We start from the raw sequence: 18,506 nt of genomic DNA on the forward strand, positions 1-18,506 counted from the left end.
GAAGTAAATAGAAAGCCTAAAAAGAGTAAAATATATAAGCATAAAACAGCCTCTATTCCATTTAGGAAATGCGCTGTAACCAATGGAAGAAGGGCAATACAGAAAATGCTAGGTGATAGATGTGCAAGTAACCTAAAGCTAAGCTTTTAAAGATATCGTTTCTAATAATATTAAATACAGGATATCTATGCCCTAACGGTCAGTAATGAGGATATAAAATTGAAATATAACAATGTCTAAAATAATTTCGCCCTAACGGGTGTTAAATACATAAATTTAAAACCTAAAAATCAATAGTTATTGGATGATTAAATCTAAAGAAAAATAATTGCCAACTATTACTTGACAGTAACCTTATTTTTCCTTATATTGAAATATTACAGATTATTTGCTATACTTAACAGATATTAAAAAATATTTAAATAATAGTGTGAAGATTTAAAAATATTAAGAGGATTTATCAAATGATTGTAGAATTATATAAGTTATGGAGTGGGTCTAATAAAATCAATTTATGAATATGATTTTATTAGATGCATTAAATAAAAAAGAAAACTTAGGAGGGGATTACAAGATGTATAAAAAAAGCTTGATTTTGCTTCTTGTGCTAGTATTAGTAGTCGGTGCATTTGCAGGCTGCTCGTCAGACTCTACAAATGAGCCAGCAGAAGAACAGCAAAATGGCGAAGACCAAGGTGATGTGTCAGAAGGTGGAGAGAAGGTTATAAGATGGAATCTGAACTCAGATCCTAAGACTATTGACCCACAGCTTAATAGTGCTGCTGATGGTGGTCACATAGTTAACAATATTTTTGAGGGATTAATGAGAGAGGTAAATGGTAAACTTGAGCCTGCTATGGCAGAGACTTATGATGTATCTGATGATGGGCTTAAATACACTTTCCATTTGAGAGATGCAAAATGGTCTGATGGAAAACCTGTAACAGCTCAAGACTTTGAATATGCATGGAAGAGAGCATTAAACCCTGAAGTTGCTTCTGAATATGCATTCCAACTTTTCTATGTTAAAGGTGGTCAAGACTACTTTGAAAACAATGGAAAAATTGAAGATGTAGCAGTTAAGGCTGTTGATGAAAAGACATTAGAGGTTGAATTGACAGGACCTACTCCATATTTCTTAGATTTAACAACATTCTATACTCTTATGCCTGTAAGGAAAGATATGGTAGAACAAGATCCAGAGGGATGGGCTAAGGATCCTGAATTGGCCGTTACTAATGGACCATTTAAATTAGAAGAGTATTCAACAGGAGATAAAATAGTACTTACTAAAAATGAGCATTATTGGCAAGCAGATAAGGTTAAAGTTGATAAGATTATAGCAAGTATGATAGTAGAGGCATCTACTGCTCTTACTGCATATCAAAATGATGAATTAGATGCAATGGATGAATTTCCAGTACAAGAGATACCAAGATTAGTAGTAGAAGATCCAACATTTGAAATTAGACCTCTTGTAGGTACTTATTACTATATATTCAATGTAACTAAAGAGCCTACTGATGATTTAAGAGTAAGAAAGGCGTTGACTTATGCAATAGATAGAAAAGCTATAGTTGACACTGTTACTAAGGGTGGAGAGACACCAGCTACTGGTTATGTGCCACCAAGTTTAACAGATTCTCAAGGCAGAAATTTCAGAGAAGTTAATGGAGACTTTAATATAGAAGCTAAACCTAAATTGGAAGAAGCTAAAGCATTATTAGCTGAAGCAGGATATCCAGAAGGCGAAGGATTCCCTAAAATAACTTTAATTTATAATACAAACGAAAAACATAAGGCAGTAGCAGAGGCTATTCAAGAGATGTGGAGAAAGAACCTTGGTATAGAAGTAGAACTTACTAACCAAGAGTGGGCAGTATTCCAAGATACAAGACATGAAGGTAACTTTGAAATAGCCAGAGCAGGTTGGTTAGGGGACTATGCTGACCCAATGACATTCCTAGATATGTGGACATCATATTCAGGAAACAACGATGCTCAGTGGAGAACTACAGACACATTTGATTGCCCTGCTAATGATAGGTTTACAGAAGTAATAGAGCAATCTAAGGTTGTTAGTGGAGAAGAAAGAGATAACTTATTATATGAAGCAGAGAAGTTGATGATGGATGACTTGATAGTAATGCCTATTTACTATTACACAGATCCAACAGCTGTTAAAGAACGTGTACAAGGATGGGAAAAGACAAAACTAGGTCACTGGTGGTTTGGTTTTGCTGATATAGTAGAATAATAAATAAAAAAAGTAGCAGCTTGTCTGCTACTTTTTTTATTTATTATTCTACTATTAACTTTTGTTATAAAGATATTTTGTCAATGATTTGAGTTATAACTTGACTGATATTTTTTAAAATGTTGCAATTATATACGTATATAAAACTGTTTTTAGGGCAAACAACATATTTATTGCAAGTAGAAATTATTTTTAATTATATTTTTGAAAATTCAGAAGGAGTTTAATTAAATATGTAGAATAATATAGTCTATGGAGTAGAAAAGAAAAGTATAATTAATAATAGAAGAGGGGGAATAAAATGTATAAAAAGAGTTTGATTTTATTGTTGGTGCTTGTATTGGTGGCGGGTGCATTTGCAGGGTGTAGCTCTGAATCTACGACTACTGATGAAACTGCTGAAAACCAAGAAGAGGGTACTAATAGTGCACAAGATACAGAAGGTAAAGATGAAAATATAATTAGAGTTAATATTAATTCCGATCCGAAAACTATAGATCCTCAATTAAATTCTGCTATTGATGGTGGGAATATAATTATGCATATGTATGAAGGATTGATGAGAGAAATAGATGGTAAGATGGAACCTGCTATAGCAGAGACTTATGATGTATCTGATGATGGACTTAAATATACTTTTAATTTAAGAGACGCCAAGTGGTCAGATGGAGAACCAGTTACAGCCCATGACTTTGAATTTGCATGGAAGAGGGCATTAGATCCCAATACTGGTTCTGAATATGCAACACAATTATTTTATATTAAAGGTGGCCAAGAGTTTTATGAAGGTAAAGGCTCTAGAGAAGATGTAGCTGTAAAGGCCGTAGATGAAAAGACATTAGAAGTTGAACTTACAGGACCTACTCCATACTTTTTAGATTTAACTGCATTTTTTACCTATATGCCTGTTAGAGAGGATATAATAGCAAAGGATTCCGATGGATGGTCAAGGAATCCCGATGTAGTAGTAGCAAATGGGCCATTTAAGTTAGAAGAATATGTTACTGGAGACAAGTTTGTGCTAACTAAAAACGAAAACTATTGGAATGTAGAAAACATTAAAATTGATAAGCTAGTTGCCAGTATGATAGTGGAGTCATCTACCATACTTACTGCTTATGAAAATGGAGAGTTGGATGCTATAGATAATGTGCCAAAACAGGAAATACCGAAACTGTTAGTGGAAGATCCTACATTTGAAATTAGACCAATATTAGCAACATATTTCTATATATTTAATGTTACTGAGCCACCAGTAGATGATATCAATGTAAGAAAGGCATTGACCTATGCAATAGATAGAAAGGCCATAGTTGAGACCGTAACTAAAGGTGGAGAAATGCCAGCCGCTGGGCTAGTACCTCCAGGACTTACTGATTCAAAGGGAAATAATTTTAGAGATGTCAATGGGAATTTTGGAATAGATCCACAAAAGGCTCAAATAGAAAAGGCTAAAGAGTATTTGGCAAAGGCGGGATACCCAGATGGTAAAGGATTCCCTAAGACTACAATGTTATATAATACTAGTGAAAGTCATAAGGCAGTAGCAGAGGCTATACAAGAGATGTGGAGAAAGAATCTTGGTATAGATATAGAGCTTGCTAATCAAGAGTGGGCAGTATTCCAAGATACAAGGGCTCAAGGAAACTTTGTAATAGCTAGAAGGGGATGGTTTGCAGATTATGCTGATCCTATGACATTCTTAGATCTATGGACATCATATTCTGGAAACAATGATGCTCAGTGGAAGACCACAGATGAACATAAATTCCCTAATAATGAGAAATATACAGAATTAGTAGAAAAGTCTAAAGTTGCCACAGGAGAAGAAAGGGATGAATTATTATATGAGGCAGAAAAACTGATAATGGAAGATATGGTTGTTATGCCTGTGTATTATTATACAGACCCAACAGCAGTTAAGGACCATATTAAGGATTGGTATAAGACTAAATTGGGATATTGGTATTTTGGAAATGCTGAAATAGTAAAGTAATGTACAATTAGAGGTATATAAAAATAATAAAATTATAAAGACAAGTCGGGTATGTTTCCAGGCTTGTCTTTTATTTTGAAAAAAATTTAATATACATAAAAAATTAAGAAGGAAAAGCACTGAAATTAGTAGAATATTTAACTAATAATAATTAAGGTGTGGTGATTGGAAATGGATGTAAAAGAAATAGAAAACTTTATAAAAAAGATACAATCAGTAATGACATGCAAGGCTATTAGTAATGAAAGCGATGAAATAATTGAAATGCATATATTGGCAGATATAAATAGAAGCGCCAAACAGCTGTCACGAGATGTACAGACAGGACTTGTTTCGAAATTTGGTATAAAGATTGACCATAGAAAAATCAGTATAGCTCAAATAGATCAGAAGACCATAAGAGATATGCATTTTAGGCTGAGAGTACATTCCATATCATTAACCACTACTGCTACTAAGGCTGTGGCTAGGGTAATATTGGCAAGAGGCGAAGATATTTTTGAAGGCCAGGCTGTAGGACCCAATACAGAGTTTAATGTAAAAAAACTTTTTGCTACTGCTACATTGAGGGCAGTGGAAAGATTTCTTAATATAGAGGAAAAATTTATATTGGAGGATATAAAGACTGTAGCTTTAGCAGGAAAAGATGTAATAGTAACGGCTATAGCATTTTTGTCTCCTATGGATGAGGAGGCTTTCTGTGGATGTGCATTTGTAGGTAAAGATTTTAGAGAGTCCATAGTAAAATCAACCCTTGACGGTATAAATAGAAGAATTATAAAATTATATAATCTAAGAGAGGAAGACAGTTTTATTGGGCAATTATCTTAAATAGATTATAAATAAGTTAAAAAGGCCAGCTAATATATAAATTTTAGCGTAGCGAATATAGCCTGCTGCTATAGCGTACCAGCAGAGAATAGAAAAGGGGGCTATATTCAATGAGAAGAGTTATGATGACTTTATTAAGCTTATTAGCTTTATTGTTAGCAAGTGGAGCTCATTATTCATGGTATTAATTTAATTATAGCTGGCCTTTTATATATACTTAAAGGAGGGAACTATGGAAAAATTACCTCAAAAAGCAATCATATATATAATTTTAATATTTTTTTTAGCATCTGCATTATTAATATATTTATTTCATAATTATGACATAAATGACTATAAAGTATTGGTGCATTTTACAATACTTGCTATAATAGCAGAAAGTTTTTTTATAACTATATCTAGTACTATGGCAGTTTCGGTGGGATTTGCCATAGGATTGGCATCAATAATAGTTGCAGGACCATTGACATCTGCATTGGTTTCTGGAATGGGATTTATGCTTAGAATTCCTAAGATACCTGAAAGGGGTTATGTACATTTATTTAATACCCCTATTTATAAAACACTATTTAATGTATCCCAAAGTATAATAATAACGGGATTATCAGGACTTGCATATATTAAGTTTGGAGGAGTTGTGGGGAAAGAGAGTTTCAAATTTTCCATAGTTGCCGTACTGATGGCTCTATTGGTAGATGCTGCATTGAATACTATAATTATGACTAGACTCATGTCATTTCTTATGGGAAAGAGCTTTATAAAGATGTGGTTGGAAAGTATAAGGGGAACATTGGCTAGTTCCCTAGCAGTGGGTATATTGGGAATAATAATAGCATTGGCCTATATAAGCTATGGAATAATTGCGGTAGTATTGTTTTTTGGGCCTTTACTTTTGGCTCGATACTCTTTCAGATTATATATAGATATGAAAAATATATATATGGATACTATACATGTACTAGCTAATACAATGGAGGCAAAGGATAAATATACCAGTGGACATTCTTCTAGGGTAGGAGAATATGCAGTAATGCTTGCTAAAAAATTAGAATTGCCAGATAAAAAGATAGAAGACATAAGAATAGCAGCTATTTTGCATGATATAGGTAAGATAGGCATAGATGATAATATATTAAAAAAGCCAGGCAAACTAACTAATTATGAATATGAGATTATACAAAAGCATCCATTGATAGGTGCAGAAATACTTAGCGATGTGAAATTTTTAAAGCAAATAACAGATATTATAAAATCCCATCACGAAAGATATGATGGTAAAGGATATCCGTCTAAAATAAAGGGCAAGGAAATACCTTTGGAGGCCTGTATATTGTCCATAGCAGATGTATATGATGCAATGACTTCTGATAGGCCCTATAGGAAGGCACTATCTAAGAGGATAGCATTACAGGAAATAGAGAGAAATGCAGGTACCCAATTTGATCCTGAATTAGCCCATCTATTTGTGGATATGATGAAAAATGAAGATACAGAGGGAGATGTACTGATATGTTGATGGAATCTATGGTAACATCTATAGCTGTAGGCAAGGTAAGGGGAGGGAAGATTAAACGTATAGGAGAGCAATATATAAAGGGATGGTATTTATTTATAATAGGATTTGGTATGGAGTTTTTGTCTGTATATATTAGATTAAAAGATATATCGGGGATATCCTCGATATTAGATAGATATTTTGTATATATACATATATTGTCATATATATTAATATTTATAGGTATATATTTAAACGTTGAGAAGCTGTCAATGAAAATAATATTTGTAGGTGCATTGTTCAATTTTATAGTTATAGTTGTAAATGGAGGACAAATGCCTGTATCTGAAGAAGGTCTATTGAAATTAGGGCTTATGGACAATCTAGCGATGCTAAAAAATAATATGGTTTTAACTCATGCATTGATAAATAAGTCAACAAAATTGGCCTTTTTAGGAGATATAATACCGTTACTCAAACCTTATCCATTACCTAAAATGATTAGCATAGGAGATGTATTTTTGGGTATAGGAATATTTGCATATATACAAAATCTTATGATTAATAGGAAATAAAAGGGCATGGATTTTAGTTGATTTTATAGTATTTTAATGTTATATATAATATTAGTGGCAAATACATTTTTAGAGGAGATAATAACAGATGAGAAGAAGAAAGACAGGATTTTCCGTAGCACTATTCATAGTTATGTTGATCGCAGTATTGGGGATATATTTCTTTAATGAAATTTCCAATGGGCCTATAATAGAGCCTAATATTTTAAAGAAGGCAGAAAGTGATACACAAAAAGAAGAAACTAAAGAACCTGTTGAAGAGGTGACTAATATAGAGGCTACATTAGTTGCCACTGGAGATATAATGTTTCATTCTACTCAGATAAAGGGTGCTTATAATGAAGAACAGGACAAGTATGTATTTGATAATGTATTTAAAAGTGTAAAAAAATATATAGAATCTGCAGATTTAGCATTGGGCAATTTTGAGACTGTAACTGCTGGACCAGAGCATGGCTATAGGGGTTTTCCCACATTTAATAGCCCAGAGTCGACATTGGAAGCCCTTGGAAATACGGGGTTTGATATATTGACTACAGCAAATAATCATTCATTAGATGGTGGAAAAGAGGGTATTATAGAAACTATCGACAATATAAATAAATATGGCATGGAAAATGTAGGTACTTATAAAGAAAAGACAGATGATATATTGATAAAAGATATAAATGGGATAAAAATAGCTATATTATCTTACACATATGGTTGTAATGGATTAGAAGCAAGATTGACCAAAGACGAATTAGATGCTATGGTAAATAGAATAGATGAAGATAGAATAATGAATGATATAAATAAAGCTAATGAACAAGATGTAGATTCAACAGTGGTATTTATTCATTGGGGAAATGAGTATCAGAGGACTCCATCTCAGTATCAAACTGATTTAGCTCAGAAGATGTTTGATTGGGGAGCAGATATAATATTGGGTAGTCACCCCCATGTTATACAGAAATCTGAAAAAATAGATCATAATGGAGAAGATAAGTTTGTCATATATTCCATGGGTAATTTTGTATCTAACCAACGTAGGGAAACTTTAACTAATAGCAGTAAAGTATATACAGAAGATGGAGTAATAGTTCAAATAACTTTGGATAAAGACTTAAAAGCAGGAAAAACTAAAATCAAAGAAGTTTCCTATGTGCCCACATGGGTTCACAGATATAGAGCTGAGGGTAAATACAAATATGAGATATTACCTGTAGAAGAATATATAAATTCAGAGGAAACTACATTGGCCAAGGAAGTAATAAATAAAATGGAAGGGTCATATAAAAATACTATATCTCTTATGGACACAGAAAAGAAAGAAGAAGATGACCAAGAATAAGGATACTTATTTTTGGTTTTTTTTCACAAAAAATAAAAATAGTTAAATTATATGTTTTAAATATTCAATAAAAATTATATAATTTTTATATAGGTGTTAATAAAATGGCTAGAAAGACAAATATTTTCATAAAGAGTAAGATATTAGAAGTTTAACGAAAAATATATTTCGGGATTTATTCCCGGGAAATAGTTTAAGGATATATATATAAATAAAATATGTATTATGACAATAATACTTGATGACTAATGAGGTGTTATAAATTGGAATATATAAAGGATATATTTTTAAATATTGGAATAAGGGATATCATAGATATATTTATAGTGGCCTTTGCTTTTTATAAGATATATACATTGATTAAAGAGACTAGGGCAGAGCAGTTGATAAAAGGTATAGTAGTGTTGTTGATAGCTACCAAGGCCAGTGAACTTCTAAAACTCTTTACAACCAATTGGATATTAGAAAAGACTATGACTGTAGGGGTAATAGCTTTGCTGATAGTCTTTCAACCTGAACTCAGAAGAGGGCTAGAATATATAGGTAGAACTAAATTTCTTTCTAAATCCTTTATAGAAATAGAGAAAGAAGATATAAATCAAGTTATCGAAGAAATAACTGATGCTATGGCATCTCTGTCTAGACAAAAAATTGGAGCATTGGTGGTATTGGAAAGGGAGACGGGATTAAACGAAATCGTTGAAACAGGAACTAGTATAAATGGGCTTGTATCTAGTGGACTATTGATAAATATATTTATTCCTAATACTCCATTGCATGATGGGGCAGTAGTAATAAAAGAGGATAGGGTGAAGGCAGCGTCTTGTTTGCTCCCATTATCAGAAAACATGAATATAAATAAAGAATTGGGTACTAGACATAGGGCAGCATTGGGAGTAACAGAGAAATCAGATTGCTTGGCTATAGTGGTTTCTGAAGAGACAGGTGCCATATCGGTAGCGGAAAATGGGTCCCTCTCTAGATATGTGGATATCCAGACATTAAGAGAGATATTGAACAAGATATATGAAAAAGAGAAAAAGAAACAGGGACTGTTGTTAAAATGGAGGAATAAAGATGAAAATCATCAAGGATAAAAATTTTACTATGAAAGTAGTAGCTGCTTTTTTTGCCATTATATTATGGACATATGTAATGACAGATATAAATCCCATAATAGATAAAGAGATCCCAAATGTAAATGTGGAGTTATTAAATGTAGATAAGGTAAGACGGTCTAATCTTAAATTGATGAGTCCTGAAAGTGTAAGTATAACTGTAAAAATATCGGGAAGAAGGAATGAAATATATAATATAGACAGAGATGATATAGTTGCACAAGCGGATTTAACAGGTTATCAAGAAGGGGTACATAAAGTGCCGATAGAGATTGCAAATACTATAAATTCAGATAAGGTAGAGGATTATTACCCAAAGTCAGTACTTTTTGAATTTGATAAAATAATAGAGAAACAATTACCTGTAAATGTAAATATATCAGGAAATATAGGCAAAGGTCATACAGTTGAAAAGGGTACAGCTAAACCTAATAATGTAATAATAAGGGGACCTAGATCATGGATTAATTCTATAAAAAAAGTAGTAGCTACAGTAAATGTAACTGGGGCTTCTAAGGATATAAATACTACGGTACCCTTTAAGGTATTAGACGATAAGGGGAATGAATTGGTAGGTGTGGAAAAGGAGCCAGAAATAGTAGAGGTATATTTACCTGTAAAGAAGGTAAAGGATGTACCTATTAACCCAATATTAAAGGGAGAAGTATTGAATGGATATAAGGTAAGTAATGTAATATCAAATCCTCCGTTGGTAAGGATTAAAGGATATGATAAATATATTTCAGAAGTATCGGAGATAAACACAGTACCTGTAGATATAAACTTTGCCAAGGGAGATATAATAGCAGAAACAGCTCTGGAGATACCAGAAGGGGTCCAGCTAATGACCGATATAGATAAACCAGTAGTAACCGTAACTGTTGAAGAGATAAAGGAAAAAGAATTTCAATATGGATTTGAAGATATAGATTTAAGAAATTTGTCTTCTGATCTAAAGATTGAAACCTTAGATGAAGATAAAGATATAACAGTAACTGTTAAGGCTGTAGAAAAGGTAATTGAAAATATAGATAAACAAGATTTAGTTCCATATATAGACTTTAATCAGCTTGGAGAGGGGGAACATAGGGTAGATTTAGCTATAGATAAGCCTCAAATGATTGAATTTATAAATATTACACCTAAATCTATAAAAATAGAATTAAAAGATGAAAAAACTAATGAATTAAAGGAAGAAGAATAGGAGGCGTATGCCTTGAAAAGGGAGTTAGAAGTAATATTAAATTCTACTAATGATGCCATAATAGCTATAGATAAAGATGAGACAATAACTTTATTTAATAAATTGGCTGAGCATCTTACAGGAATAAATAGTCAATATGCATTGGGTAAGCCAGTAAAAAAGGTCATACTAAATACTAGATTACCCAATGTATTGGAAAACGAAGAACCTGAATTAAATAGAGATCAAGATTTAGGCAACTTAAAGATTATAACTAGCAGAATACTAATAAGGGATGGTATGGGTAAGATCATAGGTGCAGCTGCTATATTTAGAGATATAACTGGAACAGTTAGACTTAATTCTAAAATTGCTAGACTTAAAGAGATACAAAGTATGTTAGAAGCAGTGTTACATGCAGCTCAAGATGCCATATCGGTGGTAGATCAAAATGGTATAAATGTGATAATCAATCCAGCCTATACTAGACTAACAGGGCTAGGAGAAAGTGATATTATAGGAAAGATAGCCACAGCCGATATAGCTGAAGGAGAAAGTATACATTTAAAGGTGTTAGAGACTAAGAAATCAGTGAGAAACGCCAGATTAAAATTAGGGCCTAAAAAAAAGGAAGTGTTGGCAACGGCTTCTCCAATAATAGTAGATGAAGAATTGAGGGGGAGTGTGGCAGTATTACATGATGTGACTGAGATAATGAATTTGACCAATGAGTTAAAAGTAGCAAAACAGATAATAAGGAAATTAGAAGGAAAATATACCTTTGACGATATAGTTGGTGAGAATTCATTAATAGTTGAAGCGGTTGAAAAGGCTAAAAAGGCAGCAAAGGTACCTGCAAATGTAGTGCTTAGAGGAGAAAGTGGTACAGGTAAGGAGTTGTTTGCCCATGCTATACATAATGCCAGTGATAGGAAATTTAATCAATTTATAAGGGTTAATTGTGCTGCATTAAATGAAAACTTATTGGAAAGTGAACTCTTTGGATATGAAGAAGGAGCATTTACAGGGGCTAAAAAAGGCGGAAAAAAGGGATTCTTTGAACAGGCATGTGGAGGAACTTTATTTTTAGATGAAATAGGAGAGATTAATCAAAACACTCAAGTTAAATTATTGAGGGTATTGCAAGAAAAAGAAATAGTTAGAGTTGGGGGAACAGATGCTATAGATGTAGATGTGAGACTTATAGCTGCCACTAATATGGACCTGGAAAAGGCTATGGAACAAGGTACTTTTAGAGAAGATCTATATTATAGATTGAATGTAATGCCTATAGAAATACCTCCACTTAGATATAGGATAGATGACATATATGTACTTGCATTGAATTGCATAAAGAAGCTAAATGTAGAATATGGAAGAAATATAGAGGATATATCATTTGATGCAGTGGAGGCATTGAAGGAACATGATTGGCCAGGAAATGTAAGAGAGTTAGAAAATGTAATAGGTAGGGCAATTATAAATATGAGGGTGCAAGAAAAGATTATATTGTATAGACACTTGCCCACCATGGGAGATACTGATATAATAAAAGATAGAACTAAGGAGTTTAGCACAGATAAATCAAAGGATTTTGAAGATACTACATCACTACAAAATGTGGTAGAGGATACGGAAAAGGAACATATACTTAGAGTACTGGATAAATATAATCACAATAAAACGGAAACTGCCAAAGCATTGGATATATCCATAAGAAGTCTATATTATAAAATGGAAAAATATAAAATCAAAAAATAGTATGCAACAATTTGCATACTATTTTTAAATACGCAAATAATTGCATGCAACTGATTTCAAAATCCAAAATAAATTGTAGACTTTAAAAAATATTTTATTTAAAATATAAAAGTCAATGTAAGTAAAATACAGATGTTAAGATATGTCAATTTCGAATTATGAGAAAATTGGCATATCTATTGCAACTATTAATATAATAGATATGAAAATATAGAAAAGATATGAAAATATAGAAATGTATTTATGGGGTGATTTGGTGATAAAGAGATTTGAAGATGTAATAAATATGGCTAGAAAGAAAGGGCCAAAGACTATAGCTGTTGCAGTTGCCCATGATAAAGAGGTGTTGCTGGCTATTAAAAGGGCTTTAGATTTTAAAATAGCCAATAGTATATTGGTTGGAGACAGGGAAAAGATTGTACAAATAGCAGAACAAATAAAATTAAATATAGAAGATGTAAAGATTATAGATGAAAAAGACATTACTAAAGCATCCTTGAAGGCAGTGGAATTAGTTAGCACAGGGAAGGCTCATATGGTAATGAAGGGATTAGTTGATACATCTATAGTATTAAAGGCAGTGCTTAACAATGAAGTTGGATTGAAGACTGGTAAGGTTCTAAGTCATGTGGCAGTATTTGATTTGGAAAAATACGACAAGCTTTTATTTATAACTGATGCAGCTATGAATATAGCTCCAGGACTTAAAGAGAAAAAAGAGATATTGGAGAATGGTGTATATGTAGCTCATTCTTTAGATATAGAAAGACCTAAAGTGGCGGTTTTATGTGCCAAGGAAAAGGTTAACCCTAAAATGCCAGACACATTAGATGCTCAAAGTCTTGTGTCTATGTGTGAAAAAAATGAAATACAGCAGTGTATTGTTGGGGGACCCTTTGCATTGGACAATGCCATATCTATGGAGGCAGCTAAACATAAGGGGATAACCCATGAAGTTGCAGGAGATACAGATATTTTATTAGTTCCAGATATAGAAGCAGGAAATATTCTGTATAAGGCACTGGTATTCTTGACAGAGGCTGAGAATGCAGGAGTAATAGTAGGGGCTAAGGCACCGGTAATACTTACATCTAGAGCAGATAGTGATAAAGCAAAACTGAATTCCATAGCATTGGGAGTTTTGATGGCATCAAATAATAAAAAATAAAGAGGTTAATTAGGAGGAATCAATATGGGAGAATCATATAGACTATTGGTGATAAATCCAGGTTCTACATCGACTAAGATAGCTATATTTGATAATGAAAGGAATGTATTTGAGAAGACATTGAGACATTCTTCGGAGGAGCTTTCTAAATATGATAAGGTATATGATCAGTATGAATTTAGAAAGGATATCATTTTGGAGACATTAAATGAACAGGGTATAAATGTAACTAAACTCAGTGCAGTAGTAGGAAGAGGAGGACTTTTAAAGCCTATAGATGGTGGTACTTATGAAGTAAATAAGAGAATGATTGAAGACTTAAAGATAGGTATAATGGGAGAACATGCATCTAATCTTGGAGGAATAATAGCCCATGAGATAGCATCTCAACTCAATATTCCCTCATTTATAGTGGATCCTGTAGTAGTAGACGAGATGGATGATGTAGCAAGGGTATCAGGGATTCCGGAGTTGGAGAGAAAGAGCATATTCCATGCATTGAATCAAAAGGCGGTTGCTAGAAGGGTAGCAGTAGAATTGGAAAAGGGATATGAAGATATAAATGTAATAGTGGCTCATTTAGGTGGAGGTGTGTCTGTAGGGGCACATAAAAAGGGAAGAGTAATAGATGTAAACAATGCCCTTGATGGAGAAGGACCTTTTTCACCTGAAAGAGCTGGGGGATTACCAGCAGGAGATTTGGCTAAGATGTGTTTTTCTGGCAAGTATACCCATGAGGATATTAAGAAGAGATTAAAGGGTAATGGTGGTCTAGTTGCATATCTAGATACAAATGATGCAAGAGAAGTAGGTAAAATGATAGATGAAGGCAATAAAAAAGCAGAACTAATATATAGGTCTATGGCATATCAAGTAGCCAAAAATATAGGTAGTTGTGCAGTAGTATTAGATGGTAAGGTAGATGCTATAGTACTTACAGGTGGTATAGCCTATGATGAAAGATTTACTAATTGGGTTAAAGAAAAGGTAAGTTTCATAGGTCCAGTATATATATATTCAGGAGAAGATGAATTGGGTGCTTTGGCCCAAGGAGGACTTAGAATATTGAAGGGTGAAGAAAGGGCTAAAATATACGAGTAGGATGTGATTATTAGAATGAATGATAAAAGGATCAGGATAATAACGGGGCATTATGGCAGTGGAAAAACAGAATTTGCTGTGAATTATGCTGTCAAATTGGCACAGTCTGGAAAAAAAGTAGTCATATCAGATTTAGATGTTGTAAACCCTTATTTTAGAAGTCGTGAAAAAACTGAACAATTAGCTAAATATGGTGTAAAAGTTATAGGTAGTTCAGTCCGTGCATCAGCAGTAGATATTCCCGCTATATCATCAGAAGTGGCAGCCCCTCTTCAAAATGAACAATATGAAGCGGTACTTGATGTAGGAGGAGACCCTATAGGTGCTAGGGCTTTGGGTAGATATGTAGATTATTTTGAAAAAGGTAAGTATGATATGTTTTTTGTACTAAATGCCAACAGAAAGGAAACTTCTACTGTGGAAGGTGCAATACATTATCTTAAAAATATAGAAGTAGTTGCGAGGGCCAATGTCACTGGCATAATAAACAATACACATCTCCTCAAAAGTACAACAGTAGAAGATGTGTTAAAGGGACAAAAATTGGCTAAAGAATTATCTGAAAGGCTAAATATACCCATAAGATACACATCTGTTATTGAAAAAGTAGCTAAAGACTTAAATCCCGATGAGATTGAAGGAGAAATATTCCCTATAAAGATGTATATGAGGGAAGAATGGATGAGTTAAAGTTAATAAAAAACTCATATGAGTTTTTTTATATAATTTAACATTCAATATTTGTCAATTAAATTGTATTAATAAGGGAGGGTTGAAAATGGCAAAGGCAAAAGGAAAGGTGACTTTTAGTGAAGACAGATGTAAGGGCTGTGGGCTATGTACTACCGTATGTCCAGTGAAAATAATTACATTGGATACAGAGAGAATAAACGTAAAGGGATATCACCCAGCAGTAGTTACAGATATGGATAAATGCATAGGTTGCGCAAATTGTGCTACTATGTGTCCAGATGTAGTTATAAAGGTAGAGAGAATAACCGAATAAATAAATTTAAAGGAGGTAAAAATCAATGGCTAAAGTTTTAATGAAGGGTAATGAAGCCATAGGTGCAGCGGCTATACAAGCAGGATGCAAATATTTCTTTGGTTACCCTATAACACCTCAAAGTGAATGTCCAGAGTATATGGCTAGAGAGTTGCCTAAAATAGGAGGAATATTTTTACAAGCAGAAAGTGAAATAGCTGCTATAAATATGGTATATGGAGCATCAGGTGCAGGTGCAAGGGTTATGACATCTTCATCAAGCCCTGGAATTTCTTTGAAGCAAGAAGGTATTTCATATATAGCAGGTGCAGAGTTACCATGTGTTATAGTAAATGTAATGAGAGGTGGACCAGGACTAGGTAGTATACAACCTTCCCAAACAGACTATTTCCAATCTACCAGAGGTGGAGGAAATGGAGATTATAGATTAGTAGTATTGGCGCCATCCAATGTTCAAGAATTAGTTGACCTTATAATAGAAGGATTTGACATAGCAGACCAGTATAGAAATCCTGTAATGGTTGTAGGAGACGGTATGATAGGACAAATGATGGAACCAGTTGAATTTAAAGAGCCTAAGAAAAGAGCTCTTCCACAAAAAGATTGGGCAACAACAGGAACAGAAGGAAAAAGAAAACCTAATATAATAAATTCTCTATATCTACAACCAGAAGATTTAGAAGAGCATAATATTCATCTTCAAAAGAAATATGATGAAATAAAGCATAATGAAGTTAAGGTTGAAACCTATAATATAGAAGATGCTGAAGTAGTTATAGCAGCATATGGAACTACAGCTAGAATAGCTAAAACTGCCATAGATAAGCTTGAAGAAGAAGGAATAAAAGTAGGACTTATAAGACCAATAACATTATGGCCATATCCTTATGATGCATTTGAAAAAATAAATGATAAGTGTAAAGGTATATTAGTAACAGAAATGAATACAGGACAGATGGTAGACGATGTTAAGATTGCAGTTAAAGGTAAATATCCTGTACATTTCCATGGAAGATACGGTGGTATGGTACCAACTCCAAATGAAATGATTGACAAAGTAAAAGCTATAATTGGAGGTGAAAAGTAATGGCAGTAGTATTTGATAAAACTAAGGGATTGACAGATACTCAGTTTCACTATTGTCCAGGATGTACCCATGGTATAGTCCATAGACTTGTAGGAGAAGTATTAGAAGAATTGGGAGTGTTAGAAAAAGCTGTTGGCGTTGCACCTGTTGGATGTTCAGTACTTGCGTATAAATATTTTAATGTAGATATGCATGAAGCTGCCCATGGTAGAGCACCTGCTGTGGCTACTGGAATAAAAAGAGTGCTTCCTGAAAATGTAGTATTTACTTATCAAGGAGATGGAGATTTGGCTTCAATAGGTGCAGCAGAGATAGTTCATGCTGCCCATAGAGGAGAAAAGATAACTACTATATTTATAAACAATGCCATATATGGTATGACTGGTGGTCAGATGGCACCTACAACTCTAGTAGGACAAAAGGCTACTACAGCACCATATGGTAGGGATGAAGCCCATTGTGGTAAACCTTTAAGAATAGCAGAAATGCTTGCTACAATAGATGGAGCAAAGTTTGTTGAGAGGGTTGCAGTAAATACCCCTGGTAATGTAAGAAAGGCTAAAAAGGCCATTAAAAAGGCATTTGAAATACAATTAGAAGGTAAAGGTTTTGCAATAGTAGAAGTATTATCTACATGTCCAACAAACTGGGGATTAACTCCTGTAGAGGCATTGAAATGGTTAGAAGATAATATGATTCCATATTATCCATTGGGAAATTTCCGTACCCCTGAGGAGGTGGAGTAAATGGATGAGAGAATTATAATAGCTGGATTCGGTGGTCAAGGTGTAATGGCTATGGGACAGCTTTTGACTTATTCTGGAATGATTGAAGATAAAAATGTTGCTTGGTTACCATCCTATGGTCCAGAAATGCGTGGAGGTACTGCCAACTGTAATGTATTAATCTCTGATGAACCCATAGGAGCACCAGTGGTTACAGAGGCTACGGCAGCAGTAGTTATGAATTTACCTTCATTGGATAAGTTTGAAAAAGATGTTGTGCCAGGAGGCAAATTATTTATAAATAGTTCATTAATAGATAAAAAATGTTCTAGAGATGATATAGATGTTTACTATGTACCTGTGAATGATTTGGCAAATGACTTAGGAAATGCTAAAGTTGCCAATATGGTAATGCTGGGAGCATTTTTAGAATTAACTAATGCAGTAAAAGTTGATTCAATATTAGAGGCATTTAAGAAAGTGTTCGGAGAAAACAAGTCCCATCTTTTACCAATAAATGAGAAGGCCCTTGAAAAAGGCGCATCAGTAGTTAAATAAAACATTAAAAATCATCGGATAATATTATCCGATGATTTTTTTAAAGAAATTATATTTAAACTATTGCAGTTTTAAAAAAAATAGTATTCATAGAAATGGTATATCTGTACTATATATCAATGAATATTAGAGAAAAAAGATACTAAAAAATATGCAACTTGCAAAAAAAACACCTTTGGTAGGAAAACAGAGTACTAACCACTAAGCCCTTGATTTGAATAGTAAAATCTCAAATATTGAGTACAGTATCTATAGATTAGCGTAATCGGTTGTTTTTCGATATTGATATGAAAAATAGTCCTTAGTATAATG

General features: G+C 33.3%; 16 protein-coding genes. All 16 read left to right on the top strand.

Annotated elements, in window-relative coordinates; translation table 11 throughout:
• Positions 1-574 precede the first annotated feature (574 nt).
• The gene (locus Q326_RS0106995; RefSeq protein WP_026894728.1) at positions 575-2,257 is read left to right on the top strand and encodes a peptide ABC transporter substrate-binding protein; all 1,683 of its coding nucleotides are present in this window, start codon (positions 575-577) and stop codon (positions 2,255-2,257) included.
• Positions 2,258-2,558: 301 nt separating this feature from the next.
• Positions 2,559-4,253 carry a peptide ABC transporter substrate-binding protein gene (locus tag Q326_RS0107000; RefSeq protein ID WP_026894729.1) on the top strand — a complete coding sequence of 565 codons (1,695 nt, stop codon included), beginning with the start codon at positions 2,559-2,561 and terminating at the stop codon, positions 4,251-4,253.
• Between the two features lie 171 nt (positions 4,254-4,424).
• Positions 4,425-5,084: a hypothetical protein gene (locus Q326_RS0107005; protein WP_156936266.1), complete on the top strand. Its 660-nt coding sequence runs from the start codon at positions 4,425-4,427 to the stop codon at positions 5,082-5,084.
• 232 nt (positions 5,085-5,316) lie between these two features.
• A complete protein-coding gene (locus Q326_RS0107010) occupies positions 5,317-6,600 on the top strand; it encodes an HD-GYP domain-containing protein (RefSeq protein ID WP_034601493.1) in 1,284 nt (427 codons plus the stop codon).
• Positions 6,594-7,154 carry a DUF5317 domain-containing protein gene (locus Q326_RS0107015; protein WP_026894732.1) on the top strand — a complete coding sequence of 187 codons (561 nt, stop codon included), beginning with the start codon at positions 6,594-6,596 and terminating at the stop codon, positions 7,152-7,154. The genes Q326_RS0107010 and Q326_RS0107015 overlap by 7 nt, the downstream gene beginning before the upstream one ends.
• An 88-nt stretch (positions 7,155-7,242) precedes the next feature.
• Positions 7,243-8,487 carry a CapA family protein gene (locus tag Q326_RS16920; RefSeq protein WP_051531271.1) on the top strand — a complete coding sequence of 415 codons (1,245 nt, stop codon included), beginning with the start codon at positions 7,243-7,245 and terminating at the stop codon, positions 8,485-8,487.
• Positions 8,488-8,750: 263 nt separating this feature from the next.
• Entirely contained in the window at positions 8,751-9,584 is an 834-nt protein-coding gene (gene cdaA, locus Q326_RS0107025; protein WP_026894733.1) for a diadenylate cyclase CdaA, read from the top strand.
• The gene (locus tag Q326_RS16925; RefSeq protein WP_034601497.1) at positions 9,565-10,809 is read left to right on the top strand and encodes a CdaR family protein; all 1,245 of its coding nucleotides are present in this window, start codon (positions 9,565-9,567) and stop codon (positions 10,807-10,809) included. Before cdaA ends, Q326_RS16925 begins: the two co-directional genes overlap by 20 nt.
• 12 nt (positions 10,810-10,821) lie before the next feature.
• Positions 10,822-12,549: a sigma-54 interaction domain-containing protein gene (locus Q326_RS16930; RefSeq protein WP_051531273.1), complete on the top strand. Its 1,728-nt coding sequence runs from the start codon at positions 10,822-10,824 to the stop codon at positions 12,547-12,549.
• A gap of 256 nt (positions 12,550-12,805) precedes the next feature.
• Entirely contained in the window at positions 12,806-13,717 is a 912-nt protein-coding gene (ptb, locus tag Q326_RS0107035) for a phosphate butyryltransferase (protein ID WP_250160321.1), read from the top strand.
• Between the two features lie 24 nt (positions 13,718-13,741).
• On the top strand, positions 13,742-14,818 hold the full coding sequence (buk, locus tag Q326_RS0107040) for a butyrate kinase (protein ID WP_026894735.1): 1,077 nt from the start codon (positions 13,742-13,744) through the stop codon (positions 14,816-14,818).
• 15 nt (positions 14,819-14,833) lie between these two features.
• Positions 14,834-15,508, top strand: a complete 675-nt coding sequence (locus tag Q326_RS0107045; protein WP_026894736.1) for a nucleotide-binding protein — start codon at positions 14,834-14,836, stop codon at positions 15,506-15,508.
• Positions 15,509-15,557: 49 nt separating this feature from the next.
• Positions 15,558-15,824 carry a 4Fe-4S dicluster domain-containing protein gene (locus Q326_RS0107050; RefSeq protein ID WP_284071428.1) on the top strand — a complete coding sequence of 89 codons (267 nt, stop codon included), beginning with the start codon at positions 15,558-15,560 and terminating at the stop codon, positions 15,822-15,824.
• 25 nt (positions 15,825-15,849) lie between these two features.
• Positions 15,850-16,911, top strand: a complete 1,062-nt coding sequence (locus tag Q326_RS0107055) for a 3-methyl-2-oxobutanoate dehydrogenase subunit VorB (RefSeq protein WP_026894738.1) — start codon at positions 15,850-15,852, stop codon at positions 16,909-16,911.
• Positions 16,911-17,657 carry a thiamine pyrophosphate-dependent enzyme gene (locus tag Q326_RS0107060; protein ID WP_026894739.1) on the top strand — a complete coding sequence of 249 codons (747 nt, stop codon included), beginning with the start codon at positions 16,911-16,913 and terminating at the stop codon, positions 17,655-17,657. The genes Q326_RS0107055 and Q326_RS0107060 overlap by 1 nt, the downstream gene beginning before the upstream one ends.
• A complete protein-coding gene (locus tag Q326_RS0107065) occupies positions 17,658-18,194 on the top strand; it encodes a 2-oxoacid:ferredoxin oxidoreductase subunit gamma family protein (protein WP_026894740.1) in 537 nt (178 codons plus the stop codon).
• Positions 18,195-18,506 lie beyond the last annotated feature (312 nt).

The sequence above is a fragment of the Clostridiisalibacter paucivorans DSM 22131 genome, from assembly GCF_000620125.1.
GTDB classification, from domain to species: domain Bacteria; phylum Bacillota; class Clostridia; order Tissierellales; family Clostridiisalibacteraceae; genus Clostridiisalibacter; species Clostridiisalibacter paucivorans.